Source organism: Enterobacter sp. ku-bf2 (assembly GCF_001742765.1).
GTDB lineage: Bacteria > Pseudomonadota > Gammaproteobacteria > Enterobacterales > Enterobacteriaceae > Enterobacter > Enterobacter quasiroggenkampii.
The window spans coordinates 14,688-28,162 of the sequence record NZ_MDVW01000019.1; the positions used below are offsets into that span (position 1 = coordinate 14,688).

12 protein-coding genes are annotated in these 13,475 nt (G+C 58.3%); 9 read left to right on the forward strand and 3 right to left on the reverse strand.

Annotated features, from left to right (window positions below):
- Positions 1-8: 8 nt before the first annotated feature.
- Genes BFG58_RS17385 through BFG58_RS17395 form a run of 3 tightly spaced genes read left to right on the forward strand, consistent with a single transcriptional unit; the run spans position 9 to position 3,439 of the window.
- Positions 9-950 (forward strand): ABC transporter permease, encoded by a 942-nt coding sequence (locus BFG58_RS17385; RefSeq protein ID WP_008500268.1) that lies wholly within the window; start codon positions 9-11, stop codon positions 948-950.
- Between the two features lie 2 nt (positions 951-952).
- Complete coding sequence (locus BFG58_RS17390) at positions 953-1,828, forward strand: ABC transporter permease (protein ID WP_069720196.1); 876 nt, start codon at positions 953-955, stop codon at positions 1,826-1,828.
- A 9-nt stretch (positions 1,829-1,837) separates the two neighbouring features.
- The gene (locus BFG58_RS17395) at positions 1,838-3,439 is read left to right on the forward strand and encodes a gamma-glutamyltransferase family protein (protein ID WP_069720197.1); all 1,602 of its coding nucleotides are present in this window, start codon (positions 1,838-1,840) and stop codon (positions 3,437-3,439) included.
- Positions 3,440-3,496: 57 nt separating this feature from the next.
- On the opposite strand, the gene BFG58_RS17400 is transcribed toward BFG58_RS17395, so the two are convergent.
- The gene (locus tag BFG58_RS17400) at positions 3,497-4,267 is read right to left on the reverse strand and encodes an amidohydrolase (RefSeq protein ID WP_045909852.1); all 771 of its coding nucleotides are present in this window, start codon (positions 4,265-4,267) and stop codon (positions 3,497-3,499) included.
- A 108-nt stretch (positions 4,268-4,375) separates the two neighbouring features.
- Positions 4,376-6,820 (reverse strand): acyl-CoA dehydrogenase FadE, encoded by a 2,445-nt coding sequence (fadE, locus tag BFG58_RS17405; RefSeq protein WP_048029959.1) that lies wholly within the window; start codon positions 6,818-6,820, stop codon positions 4,376-4,378.
- 239 nt (positions 6,821-7,059) lie between these two features.
- Between fadE and lpcA the strand changes: the two genes are divergently transcribed.
- Both lpcA and BFG58_RS17415 read left to right on the forward strand, forming a co-directional pair.
- Entirely contained in the window at positions 7,060-7,638 is a 579-nt protein-coding gene (gene lpcA, locus BFG58_RS17410; protein WP_021242877.1) for a D-sedoheptulose 7-phosphate isomerase, read from the forward strand.
- A 57-nt stretch (positions 7,639-7,695) separates the two neighbouring features.
- The gene (locus tag BFG58_RS17415) at positions 7,696-8,463 is read left to right on the forward strand and encodes a class II glutamine amidotransferase (RefSeq protein ID WP_008500262.1); all 768 of its coding nucleotides are present in this window, start codon (positions 7,696-7,698) and stop codon (positions 8,461-8,463) included.
- Here the strand turns inward: BFG58_RS17415 and dpaA are convergent.
- Positions 8,434-9,174: a peptidoglycan meso-diaminopimelic acid protein amidase gene (dpaA, locus tag BFG58_RS17420; RefSeq protein ID WP_069720198.1), complete on the reverse strand. Its 741-nt coding sequence runs from the start codon at positions 9,172-9,174 to the stop codon at positions 8,434-8,436. The genes BFG58_RS17415 and dpaA overlap by 30 nt on opposite strands.
- 298 nt (positions 9,175-9,472) lie before the next feature.
- Here dpaA and BFG58_RS17425 point away from each other — a divergent pair, with 298 nt between their 5' ends.
- Genes BFG58_RS17425 through BFG58_RS17440 form a run of 4 tightly spaced genes read left to right on the forward strand, consistent with a single transcriptional unit; the run spans position 9,473 to position 13,473 of the window.
- Positions 9,473-10,816 (forward strand): Na(+)-translocating NADH-quinone reductase subunit A, encoded by a 1,344-nt coding sequence (locus BFG58_RS17425; RefSeq protein ID WP_069720199.1) that lies wholly within the window; start codon positions 9,473-9,475, stop codon positions 10,814-10,816.
- A 3-nt stretch (positions 10,817-10,819) separates the two neighbouring features.
- Complete coding sequence (locus BFG58_RS17430; RefSeq protein WP_069720200.1) at positions 10,820-12,055, forward strand: NADH:ubiquinone reductase (Na(+)-transporting) subunit B; 1,236 nt, start codon at positions 10,820-10,822, stop codon at positions 12,053-12,055.
- On the forward strand, positions 12,048-12,842 hold the full coding sequence (locus BFG58_RS17435) for a Na(+)-translocating NADH-quinone reductase subunit C (RefSeq protein WP_069720201.1): 795 nt from the start codon (positions 12,048-12,050) through the stop codon (positions 12,840-12,842). The genes BFG58_RS17430 and BFG58_RS17435 overlap by 8 nt, the downstream gene beginning before the upstream one ends.
- Positions 12,835-13,473, forward strand: a complete 639-nt coding sequence (locus BFG58_RS17440) for an NADH:ubiquinone reductase (Na(+)-transporting) subunit D (RefSeq protein WP_024909466.1) — start codon at positions 12,835-12,837, stop codon at positions 13,471-13,473. Before BFG58_RS17435 ends, BFG58_RS17440 begins: the two co-directional genes overlap by 8 nt.
- Positions 13,474-13,475 lie beyond the last annotated feature (2 nt).

The window sequence follows — 13,475 nt, forward strand, 5'->3', positions numbered from 1 at the left end:
GAGAGCCCATGCTGGAACTGATTTGCAAACGTCTGCTGCTGGCCGTCCCGACGCTACTGCTGGTGAGCATGATGGTGTTTGGGCTGCAAAAGCTGCTTCCCGGCGACCCGTTGATCGCCATGGCCGGTGAGGAGCGCGACCCGGCAGTTATCGCTCAGCTGCGCGCGGAGCTGAACCTCGATGCGCCCATTCCCGTGCAGTATTTCCACTGGCTGACGCGGGCGCTGCAGGGCGATCTGGGCGTCTCCTTACGCACGCATGAGCCGGTGACGCAGCTGATTGCCAGCAAGCTGCCGGTTACGCTGGAGCTGTCGCTGCTGGCGATGATTATCGCGCTGGTGTTTGGCATCAGCATGGGGATCCTCGCGGCGGTGAACAAAAACAGCTGGGTCGATCACGGGGCGAACTTCGTGGCGATTTCGGGGATCTCGATCCCGCACTTCTGGCTGGGGATCCTGCTGATTCTGGTCTTCTCGGTGAACCTGCAATGGCTCCCCGCGTCCGGCTATGTGCCGTTCAGCGAAGATCCGCTTCAGAACCTGCGCACGCTGCTGCTGCCCGCGTCCGTGCTCGGAACGGGCCTCGCGGCAACGCTGATGCGCCATACCCGTGCCTCGATGATTGCCGTGCTGAAAGCGGATTACATCCGCACCGCGCGGGCGAAAGGGCTACTGCCGAAAGCGGTGATCCTGAAGCATGCGTTTCGCAACGCGCTGGTGCCGGTAATCACCCTCACCACGCTGCTGTTTGGCGAGCTGCTGGGCGGTGCGGTGCTGACCGAGCAGGTTTTCACCATTCCGGGCTTTGGCAAGATGATCGTCGACTCGGTTTTCAACCGTGACTATGCGGTGGTGCAGGGCGTGGTGCTGATCGTGGCGATTGGCTTCCTGATGCTGAACCTTCTGGCCGACGTGCTCTACGTCCTCATCAACCCGAAAATGCGAGGTTAACCATGGCGGAACTGACGACGCAAACCGTTGTGCCTGCGCTGCCGGGGGCGCAAAACCGGGTGCTGAAGAAATTCCTCGGCAATAAAAGTGCGGTCATTGGCGCGGCGGTGGTGGGCTTCTTTGTGCTGGTGGCGCTGCTGGCGCCGTGGATCGCCCCGTTCGATCCGGTCAAGGCCAACTTCCTGGCGGTGCGCAAAGCGCCGTCGGTGATGTACTGGTTCGGCACCGACGAGCTGGGGCGCGACATCTTATCCCGCATTATCTGGGGGGCGCGCACCTCGCTGATGGCGGGCTGTATGTCTGTGGTAATTGCCGTGGTTATCGGCGTTCCGCTGGGGCTGGTGGCGGGCTACTTCCAGAAGATGTGGGACGGTGTCATCTCGCGCGTGATCGAGGCGCTGCTGGCCTGCCCGTTCCTGATCATGGCGATCGCGCTGGGGGCATTTTTAGGCCCGAGCCTGACCAACGCGATGATCGCCATCGGTCTTTCGGCGATGCCGATCTTCGCCCGCCTGACGCGCGGGCAGGTGATCGCCATTCGCAACGAAGAGTATATCGACGGCGCGCGGGCGATTGGCCTGCCGGATCGCTGGATCATCATTAAGTATGTCCTGCCCAACGTGATGTCGCCGATCCTGGTACAGGCCACGCTGGCGATTGCCTCGGCGATAATCGCTGAAGCCAGCCTGTCGTTCTTGGGGCTGGGACAGCAGCCGCCCAATCCGTCCTGGGGCTCTATGCTCAACACCGCCAAAGGTTTTCTTGAGCAGGCCCCGTGGATGTCCATTTTCCCCGGTGTGGCGATTTTCCTTGCCGTGCAGGGCTTTAATTTACTCGGCGACGGGCTGCGCGATGCGCTCGATCCGCGCCATGACTAAGGAGTCATGATGACCAAAGCGCTTGATTTTACGTCCGGTTACGATTCACGCCGCCCGCCGATGCTGGGCCATAACGCCGTTGCAACGTCGCAGCCGCTGGCGGCGCAGGCGGGAATGAAGATGCTGCAGCTGGGGGGAAATGCCGTGGATGCGGCCATTGCCACCGCGATGGCGCTGACGGTGGTCGAGCCGACCGGCAACGGGATCGGCAGCGATGCCTTTGCCATCGTCTGGGACGGTGAAAAGCTGCACGGCCTGAACGCCTCCGGTCGTTCGCCGGCGAGCTGGCATGCGGATCTGTTTGCCGGAAAAACCGCAGTGCCGGAAATCGGCTGGGACGCGGTGACCGTGCCGGGCGCGGTATCCGGCTGGGTCGCCCTGGCGGAACGCTTCGGCACGCTGCCGCTGACCACCCTGGCGCAGCCCGCCATTGACTACGCGCGCAAAGGCTTCCCGGTCTCCCCGCTGATTGGGCATCTCTGGCAGCGCGGCTATCACAAGCTGAAAGATCAGCCGGGTTTCAGCGCCTGCTTCGCGCCGGAAGGCCGCGCCCCGCGCGTGGGGGAGATCTTCCGTAACCCGGCGCAGGCGAACTCGCTGGAGCTGATTGCGAAAACTAACGGCGACGCCTTTTACCGCGGCGAGCTGGCGCAGAAAATTGCCGCTTTCGCCAAAGAACATGGCGCGCACCTGACGGCTGAGGATCTGGCCAACCATCGCGTGGACTGGGTAGAGCTGCTGTCGCGCGACTTCGCGGGCGGTTCGGTGCAGGAGCTCCCGCCTAACGGTCAGGGGATCGCCACGCTGATTGCGCTCGGCATTCTTGAGCAGTGCGGCATTGAGAAGCATCATCCGGATTCCGTGCAGTCTCTGCATCTGTCCATCGAGGCGATGAAGCTGGCGCTGGCGGATCTCGACCGCTACGTGGCGGACGAAGAACACATGGCGTTCGCGGCGAAAGAGCTGCTGAGCGACCATTATCTGAAGTCACGTGCGGCGCTGATCAACCACGACAGCGCGTCTGATTTTGTCTACGGCTCCCCGACGCAGAGCGGCACGGTCTACATCAGCACCGCGGACGCCAGCGGGATGATGGTCTCGTTTATTCAGTCCAACTATATGGGCTTCGGTTCAGGCATTGTGGTGCCGGATACGGGGATCAGCCTGCAAAACCGGGGCTGCGGATTTGTGCTGGATCCTGAGCACCCGAACGCGCTGGCGGGCAGCAAGCGCCCGTTCCACACCATCATTCCGGGCTTTGCGATGGACGGCAACGGCCAGCCGCTGATGTCCTTTGGCGTGATGGGCGGCCCGATGCAGGCGCAGGGGCACATGCAGATGGCGCTGCGCATCATGCTGCACGGGCAAAACCCGCAGGCGGCAATCGATGCGCCGCGCTGGCGCGTAGTGCAGGGCAGGGAGGTGATCGTTGAATCGACGTTCGATCGCAACACGATTGCCGCTCTGCGCGAGCGCGGACATCAGATCGTGGTGGAAGATCCGCTTCAGGATTACAACTTCGGTGGCGCGCAGGTGATTTACCGCCTGCCGGAAGGACACTACGTGGCCGCGACGGAAAGCCGCAAGGACGGGCAGGCGCTGGTGAGTTAAAAGAAGCGAGCAACATTGGTAGGCCGGGTAAGGCGTAGCCGCCACCCGGCTTTTTTTTCACTCAATGCTAAAAGGATCCGCATCCTGCCACGCCGGAAACTTCTCCCGGTACTCCTTCAGCGCCGTTAACGATAATTCGGCATCAATACGCGTCGCCTGATGCGGCTCGGCGGTGGCGATGATCTCGCCCTGCGGATTCACCACCCGGCTGTCGCCGCGATAGTGATGCCCGTTGCCGTCCGTCCCCACGCGGTTGCAGCCCACCACGTACGCCTGGTTCTCAATCGCGCGCGCCACCAGCAGCGATTGCCAGTGCAGGGAGCGCGGTGCAGGCCAGTTGGCAACATACAGCGCCAGGTCGTAATCGTTGCGGTTACGCGACCACACCGGGAAACGCAGGTCGTAGCAGACCAGCGGCAGAATACGCCAGCCGCGCCATTCGAACACCACGCGCTCGTTACCGGCCTCATAGTGATGATGCTCATCCGCCATGCGGAACAGGTGGCGTTTATCGTAAAAATGCACGTTCCCTTCCGGCTCCACCAGCAGGAAGCGGTTCACCGGCCCGCGTTCGGTCTGCAGGGCGGCGCTGCCGGCGATCAGCGCATTAGTCTGCTGCGCTTTGGCGTGCATCCAGGCGACCACCTCATCCTGAGGCATTGACTGTTTTGCCGCTTCCATGGCGAAGCCGGTGGTGAACATTTCCGGCAGGACAATCACATCACGCCCGGTAATGTCTTCCAGTTGGCGATCAAAGTGGCGCAGGTTGGCGGGGCCATCCATCCACACTAAAGGTTGCTGCAAAATAGAAATCTTCAGACCAGGCACAATTCAGACTCCTCAAACGACCACTTTTTGACACTGTAGCACGACATAACGAGAAAATGTGGCAATAAAAAACCCCGCGCGAGGCGGGGTTTGTATAAGCGAAACGCGTTATGCCGCTTCAGGTTTGCGGTGCTTCTCCGGCAGCTTTACCGGCTGCGTCGCCAGCTCATCCGGTTCGAAATCATCCACGTTAATGCTGCGCAGACGGCTCTCTTCGGCTTTCACCAGCAGAGCGGCCTCATCTTTACTGATAATGCCACCGGCCAGCGCCTGTTTTGCCAGTTCGTCCAGACGGGTAAACGGCAGGTTTTTGCCCAGCTGTTTACAGATCTTCTGGTGAATCGGATCGGCGGCCATCACGTCCAGCAGCGCTTCTTCCAGCAGACCCACCGGGTTATGCGGCGTCGGCGCCAGATACTGACCGCGACCGATGCGGGAGCGGGTTGCGCTCGGAACCTGCAGGATCTTCGCCACTTTGTGGTCCAGCTTGTCGGACGGCGCCAGATGGTGACGACCGGTCGGGAAGATCACCACGCGCAGGGCGCCTGCCACGAAGCGGTTCGGGAAGTTCGCCAGCAGATCGTCAATCGCCTGTTCAGCCTGATACAACGCATCCTGCACGCCCCAGTGCACCAGCGGCAGATCCGCTTCCTGACGGCCTTCATCGTCGTAACGTTTAAGGACCGCAGAGGCCAGGAAGATCTGGCTCAGCACATCGCCCAGTCGGGCAGAGATACGTTCGCGACGCTTCAGGCTGCCGCCCAGCACCGCCATGGAAACGTCAGACAGCAGGGCCAGGTTGGCGCTCAGACGGTTCAGATGCTGATAATAACGTTTAGTTGCATCGCCGGTCGGCGTGGCGCTGGTAAGGCCGCGCGTCAGGCCCAGCCAGAAGCTGCGCACCTTGTTGCTGCCCACGTGACCGATATGTTTGAACAGCAGCTTATCGAAGGCATCCACGTCATTGTTCTGCGCAGCGGCCATCTCTTCCAGCACGTAAGGATGGCAGCGAATTGCGCCCTGACCGAAGATCATCATGCTGCGGGTCAGGATGTTTGCCCCTTCCACGGTGATGGCAATCGGTGCGCCCTGATAGCCGCGCGCCAGGAAGTTGCCTTCGCCGAGCATAATGCCTTTACCGCCTGCAATATCCATCGCGTCAATGATTGACTGCTGCGCGCGGTGGGTACAGTGGTACTTCACAATAGCGGACAGTACGGCCGGTTTTTCGCCCAGCATAATGCCGTAGGTAATCAGCGTGGCGGCGGCGTCCATTACGTAGGCGTTGCCCGCGATACGCGCCAGCGGCTCTTCGATACCTTCCATCTTGCCGATGGAGATTTTGAACTGGCGGCGGATGTGCGCGTAGGCACCAATCCCCATCGCCACCGACTTCAGACCGCCGGTTGAGTTCGACGGCAGGGTAATACCGCGGCCCACCGACAGACATTCCACCAGCATACGCCAGCCCTGACCGGCCATTTTCGGACCACCGATGATGTAGTCAATCGGCACAAAGATATCCTGGCCGCGGGTTGGACCGTTCTGGAACGGCACGTTCAGCGGGAAGTGACGACGACCAATTTCGACGCCTGGGGTAGAGGTTGGGATCAGCGCACAGGTAATGCCCAGATCTTCTTCGCCGCCCAGCAGTTTTTCCGGGTCAGAGAGCTTAAAGGCCAGACCCAGCACGGTGGCGATAGGGGCCAGCGTGATATAACGCTTGTTCCAGGTCAGGCGCATGCCCAGCACCTGCTCGCCCTGCCACTCGCCCATGCAGACCACGCCGGTATCCGGAATCGCGCCCGCATCGGAGCCTGCTTCCGGGCTGGTCAGCGCGAAGCAAGGGATTTCCTGACCGCGTGCCAGACGCGGCAGGTAGTGATCTTTTTGCTCTTCCGTACCGTAATGCTGCAGCAGTTCACCCGGGCCTAAGGAGTTAGGCACGCCAACGGTAATCGCCAGGATCCCGGAAACGCCTGCCAGCTTTTGCAGCACGCGAGCCTGAGCGTAAGCGGAGAACTCCAGACCGCCGTACTCTTTCTTAATGATCATCGCGAAGAAGCGATGCTCTTTCAGGTACGCCCACAGTTCTGGCGGCAGATCGGCCATTTCATGGGTGATAGCAAAGTCGTTCGCCATACGGCAGGCTTCTTCCACCGGGCCGTCAATAAACGCCTGTTCTTCCGCGGTCAGACGCGGCTGCGGGTAGTTATGCAGCTTTTTCCAGTCCGGATTGCCCTGGAAAAGATCGCCTTCCCACCAGGTGGTGCCCGCATCAATCGCCTCTTTTTCAGTGCGCGACATTGGCGGCATCACTTTGCGGAAGCCTTTGAACACCGGTGCAGAGATCATTGATTTACGCATCGGGGCAAAGTTAAACGGCAGAAGGATGATGGCAAGAGGGACTAAAAGCCAGATATTCCAGAGACCTGCGACGCCAAGCGCAGCCGTCCAGGCCAGAAGAATCAGGCTGCTCAGGAATAAACTTACGCGGTGATAGAACAACACACCGAGCAGAACAACGGTTGCGAGAATGCTCAAAATCATCATAAAGAAAAGCTCCCTTGCTTGTAGGAGGTCTGACCACTTGTGATGATATGGTTGTAGTTGATGTTATTTCCTTTAGCAATGTGTTTACAAAATAATTACAACCTGGTTCACATTGTTCGCGTTTTACTCGGCACGAAAAAGCAAAACGCCGGACGTTTCGCATGGCTTTAGCTTCTCGCTTTTCCCGCTATCCGGTACACTCCACTGTGTTATTTCATCAATACTGAAGGATTATCCTCATGTACCAGGATCTTATTCGTAACGAACTGAACGAAGCGGCGGAAACGCTGGCTAACTTTCTGAAAGATGATGCCAATATTCACGCTATTCAGCGCGCTGCGGTCCTGCTGGCCGACAGCTTCAAAGCGGGTGGCAAAGTGCTCTCCTGCGGTAACGGTGGCTCTCACTGTGACGCGATGCACTTCGCAGAAGAGCTGACCGGTCGCTATCGCGAAAACCGCCCGGGCTACCCGGCGATTGCGATTTCCGACGTGAGCCACATCTCCTGCGTAGGCAACGACTTCGGTTACGACCACATCTTCTCTCGCTACGTTGAAGCGGTAGGCCGTGAAGGCGACGTGCTGCTGGGGATTTCTACCTCCGGCAACTCCGGTAACGTGATCAAAGCGATCGCCGCCGCGCGTGAAAAAGGGATGAAAGTCATCACCCTGACGGGTAAAGATGGCGGTAAGATGGACGGTACGGCGGATGTTGAAATTCGCGTTCCGCACTTCGGTTATGCTGACCGCATTCAGGAAATTCACATCAAAGTGATCCACATCCTGATCCAGCTGATCGAAAAAGAGATGGCTAAGTAAGACTTCGCGGGGGGCATATCCATTGGGGCGCTGCCCCCGCTGTTGTGGAGGTGATGTATGTGCGAACTGCTCGGGATGAGCGCGAATGTGCCAACCGATATCTGCTTTAGTTTCACCGGGCTGGTGCAGCGCGGTGGAGGAACCGGGCCGCATAAAGACGGCTGGGGCATCACCTTCTACGAAGGTAAAGGGTGTCGCACGTTCAAAGATCCACAGCCCAGCTTTAACTCACCGATTGCCAAACTGGTGCAGGACTATCCCATCAAGTCCCGCTCGGTGATCGCCCACATTCGCCAGGCTAACCGCGGCGAAGTCGCGCTGGAAAATACCCATCCGTTTACCCGCGAGCTGTGGGGCCGTAACTGGACCTACGCGCACAATGGGCAACTCACGGGCTATAAGTCGCTGGAAACGGGCAATTTCCGCCCGGTTGGCGAAACCGACAGCGAAAAAGCCTTCTGCTGGCTGCTGCACAAGCTGACGGAGCGCTATCCACGTACGCCAGGCAACATGGCTGCCGTGTTTAAATACATCGCGACGCTGGCGACCGAGCTACGTGAAAAAGGCGTGTTCAACATGCTGCTCTCTGACGGCCGCTATGTGATGGCGTTCTGCTCGACGAATCTGTTCTGGATCACCCGCCGTGCGCCGTTTGGCGTGGCGACGCTGCTGGATCAGGATGTGGAGATAGACTTTCAGAAGGAGACCACACCGAACGATGTGGTCACTGTTATTGCAACGCAGCCGCTGACGGGCAACGAAACCTGGCAAAAGATTATGCCAGGCGAGTGGGTGCTATTTTGTCTCGGGGACCGTGTAATTTGACGCCAGCTGTGGATGGACGACTTCGTGGCTCAGCGGTTTGCTGACCACGTAACGGCCATCTACGATAGAGACCACCGGTGGCTTGTGGGTCTGCTCAAAGTAGTCATAACCCGGCTTCAGCTGTTGCCAGAAATCCGCGTAGTATGAGTACTTGTGACGTGCCATGTTGGCGTCCGTCATGCGGAACGGATAGATGCTGACCTGTACGCTAGGCTGCCCAAAGACCAGCGCGCCGGTCACGAACTGGAAGATCTCATCAATGCCGGAATCGGTCATCGCATAACAGCCGATAGACACGCAGGCACCGTGGATCATCAGGTATTTACCTTCATAACCGTGTGCACGGTCATAGGCATTCGGGAAGCCGATGTTAATGGCTTTATAGAAGCGGCTGTCAGGCTTGAGCTGGCTGCGCTGAACGTTGTAGAACCCTTCCGGACTTTTGAAGTCGCCCTGACGTTGTTTTGGCCCCAGTCCGCCGGAGTAGTTACAAATTTTGTAACTATCAAGCAGCTGATATGTCTCGCCCATCTTCACATACAGATCGAGAGTGCGTTCTTCCTTGAAGATTTGAATATAAACCGGCGATCCCATTAACTGCTGTTTATATTCCTTACTGACCGGCGTCGATGAGCTATTACTGCTGAGCAGTCCGGCAAACGACATGCACGGAATCAGAAGCATCGCAATGAACAATGCGATTTTACGCATACTACTAGTTCCTTGATAAAACCATGACCAACTTGCCAGGACGGCAAAAGAGACCCGAAATCAGATTATTCTGTTAGGAGCGCTCACATTAGCACCGCTATAGATTTTCGCAAGAGCCGGGCGGTGAGTTTACAAATTAGTTTTACTTTATAAACCATCAAAATCGCGATGGCTCCAGGAACTTTGCGCATTAGCTCGCAATTTGGTGCGCGCGACGGCGGTTTACCTGCCCGCGAGAAGGGGAAAATGTTACACTTTGCGGCCACTGGATTGTTGTTCATGGAAACCTGCTAACCACATGTTTAAAATAAAAAAAGGACTTGATCTGCCGATTGCAGGCGTGCCCGCGCAGCACGTTTCGACAGGCGCACGTGTCCGTCATGTCGCCATTGTGGGCGACGACTACCTGGGAATGCGACCTTCTATGCTGGTAAAGGAAGGCGATCGCGTGATCACAGGCCAGGCGCTCTTTGAGGACAAAAAAAATCCCGGCGTGATGTTCACTGCCCCCGCAAGTGGCACCGTTGTGGCGATTAACCGTGGCGAACGACGCGTTTTGCAGTCGGTGGTTATCCGCATTGAAGGCAACGAACAGCGTGAATTCGCCCATTACGATGCCGCAGACCTCGTGTCGCTGAGCCGTGACGCTGTACAGGCTCAGCTTCTGGCGTCCGGTTTATGGACCGCGCTTCGTACCCGTCCCTTCAGCAAATCCCCTGTGCCGGGCACGGAACCGGCCGCGATTTTCGTCACGGCAATGGACACCAACCCACTCAGCGTGGACCCGCAGCCGGTTATCCTGGCGCAGCGCAAAGCCTTTGATGCCGGGCTGACCGTGTTAACCCGCCTGACGTCGGGGAAAGTCCACGTATGCCAGGCCGGCGGCGGCAAGCTCGGCGGACATCCGCAGGGGCAGGTCACGTTTAATGCGTTTGCGGGCCCGCATCCGGCGGGTCTGGTTGGAACGCACATCCACTTTCTTGAGCCGGTAAGCCTGGCGAAACAGGTCTGGCACCTTAATTATCAGGACGTCATCGCCATCGGGAAGCTCTTCACCACCGGAGAGCTGTGCGCAGAACGTGTCATCGCCATCGGCGGGCCGCAGGCGGTAAACCCGCGTCTGGTGAAAACGCTGATTGGCGCGGATATTAATGAACTACTGACCGACGAAACCAAAGCGGGCGAAAACCGGCTGATTTCCGGTTCGGTCCTCAGTGGCCGCCATGCTGTGCAGGCGCACGCCTATCTGGGGCGTTTCCATTTGCAGGTCAGCATTGTGCAGGAAGGGCGCGACAAAGAGCTGTTCGGCTGGGTGCTGCCCGGTGCGGAAAAATACTCCGTCACCCGGACCACGCTGGGCCACTTCCTGCGTAACAGGCTGTTTAACTTTTCGACCACTACGCACGGTGGCGAGCGCGCCATGGTCCCGATTGGCAACTACGAGCGCGTTATGCCGCTGGATATTCTGCCGACCATGCTGTTGCGTGATCTGCTCGCCGGTGACACCGACAGCGCGCAGGCGCTGGGCTGCCTGGAACTGGACGAAGAAGATCTGGCGCTCTGTACCTATGTCTGTCCGGGAAAATACGAATATGGACCGGTATTGCGCGAGGTGTTAACCCGCATTGAGCAGGAAGGATAACCGATGGGCTTAAAACACCTCTTTGAAAAAATGGAGCCGCACTTTACCGAAGGGAAGCTCAAAAAGTACTACCCGCTATATGAAGCAACGGCGACCATTTTCTATACGCCGGGTCTGGTGACGAAGGGGGCGGCGCACGTTCGTGACGCCATCGACCTTAAACGGATGATGATTCTGGTGTGGTTTGCAGTCTTCCCGGCGATGTTTTGGGGGATGTACAACGTCGGTTTGCAGACCCTTCCGGCGCTGCACCACATGTACGATGCGCAGCAGCTGGCGAAGGTGCTTCAGTCTGACTGGCACTACCGCCTGGCCCAGTCCTTAGGGGTGAACTTCGCGCCAGACGCGGGCTGGATCAGCATGATGACACTGGGCGCGGTGTTCTTCCTGCCGATTTACCTCACGGTATTTATCGTGGGTGGCTTCTGGGAAGTGCTGTTCGCCATCATCCGTAAACATGAGATCAACGAAGGTTTCTTCGTGACCTCGATTCTGTTTGCCCTGATTGTCCCGCCAACCTTACCGCTCTGGCAGGCGGCGCTGGGCATTAGCTTTGGCGTGGTCATTGCTAAAGAAATTTTCGGCGGCACCGGGCGGAACTTCCTCAACCCGGCGCTGGCGGGACGTGCGTTCCTCTTCTTTGCCTATCCGGCGCAAATCTCAGGCGATCTGGTCTGGACGGCGGCAGACGGTTTTTCCGGTGCGACGCCGCTTTCACAGTGGGCGGCACACGGCGGCGAAACGCTGGTGAACAACGCGACGGGTCAGCCCGTGACCTGGTTTGATGCCTTTATTGGCAACATTCCCGGCTCTATCGGTGAAGTCTCGACGCTGATGATTTTGATTGGCGGGGCGATCATCCTGTTTGGGCGCGTGGCCTCCTGGCGGATTGTTGCAGGCGTGATGATCGGCATGGTGCTGACCGCCACGATGTTCAACCTTATCGGTTCGTCCACTAACCCGATGTTCTCCATGCCCTGGTACTGGCATCTGGTGCTGGGGGGCTTCGCGTTCGGCATGATGTTCATGGCGACGGATCCCGTCTCGGCCTCGTTTACCGATAAAGGTAAATGGAGCTATGGCGTGCTCATTGGCGCGATGTGTGTCCTGATCCGCGTGGTCAACCCGGCGTATCCGGAAGGGATGATGCTGGCGATTCTGTTTGCCAATCTGTTTGCGCCACTTTTCGATTACCTGGTGGTGCGGGCCAACATCAAGCGGAGGAAGGCGCGTGGCTGAAGTCAAAAATAACGACAGCATCAGCAAAACGCTGCTGGTGGTGCTGGTGCTCTGTCTGGTCTGCTCCATTGTCGTGGCCGGTTCTGCCGTGGGGTTAAAACCCCTGCAGCAGGAGCAACGTGCCCTGGATAAACAGCGCAACATTCTGGCCGTGGCCGGACTGATGCAGGAGGGGATGAGCGCAGATGAGGTTTCGGCCGTCTTTGCCGAACGAATTTCCGCGCGTCTGGTGGATTTAAAAACAGGCCAGCTGCTGGATAAAGACCCGGCAACCTTCAACCAGGCGCTGGCGCTGAAAGATCCGCAGATGAGCCTGACGCTCGAGGCATCGCAAGACCCTGCCGGGATTAAGCGCCGCAGCAATCTCGCCGAAATTTACCTGGTGCGTGACCCCCAAAAACGCATTCAGGAAGTGGTGCTTCCTGTCTACGGCAACGGCCTGTGGTCAATGATGTATGCCTTTGTGGCCCTTGATACGGATGGCCGCACCGTTAAAGGCATTACGTATTATGACCAGGGCGAAACGCCGGGGCTGGGCGGCGAAGTGGAAAACCCGAACTGGCGGGCACAGTTTGTCGGCAAGAAAGTGCTCGACGATAACGGTCTGCCTGCGCTGAAGGTGATGAAAGGAGCGGCACGTCCCGGTGACGACTACGCGGTCGACGGGCTTTCCGGCGCTACGCTCACCTCAAACGGCGTGCAGCACAGTTTTGATTTCTGGATGGGCGAGCTGGGCTTTGGTCCTTTCCTGAAAAACGTACGTGAAGGAGTGCTGAACAATGGCTGATACCGGTGAACTGAAAGAAGTGAAAAAGGTGCTCATTGGCCCACTGCTCGCCAATAACCCGATCACGCTGCAGGTGCTGGGCGTCTGTTCAGCCCTGGCGGTGACGACCAAGCTGGAAACGGCGGTGGTAATGACGCTGGCCGTCACGCTGGTTACGGCGTTTTCGAGCATGTTTATCTCGATGATCCGCCACCACATTCCCAACAGCGTGAGGATCATCGTGCAGATGGCGATCATCGCCTCGCTGGTGATCGTGGTCGATCAGCTGCTGCGCGCCTTCGCCTATGAAACCTCCAAACAGCTCTCGGTGTTTGTCGGGCTGATTATCACCAACTGTATCGTCATGGGGCGTGCGGAAGCCTACGCGATGAAAATGCCGCCGCTGGCGAGCTTTATGGACGGTATCGGCAACGGTCTGGGCTATGGCGCGATCCTGCTGACCGTGGGGTTCCTGCGAGAGCTGATTGGCAGCGGCAAGCTGTTTGGCATCACGGTGCTGGACACGGTGCAAAACGGCGGATGGTATCTGCCAAACGGCCTGTTCCTGCTGGCCCCTAGCGCATTTTTCATTATCGGTTTGTTGATCTGGCTGATTCGTACGTTGAAACCAGAACAGCAGGAAAAGGAGTAACC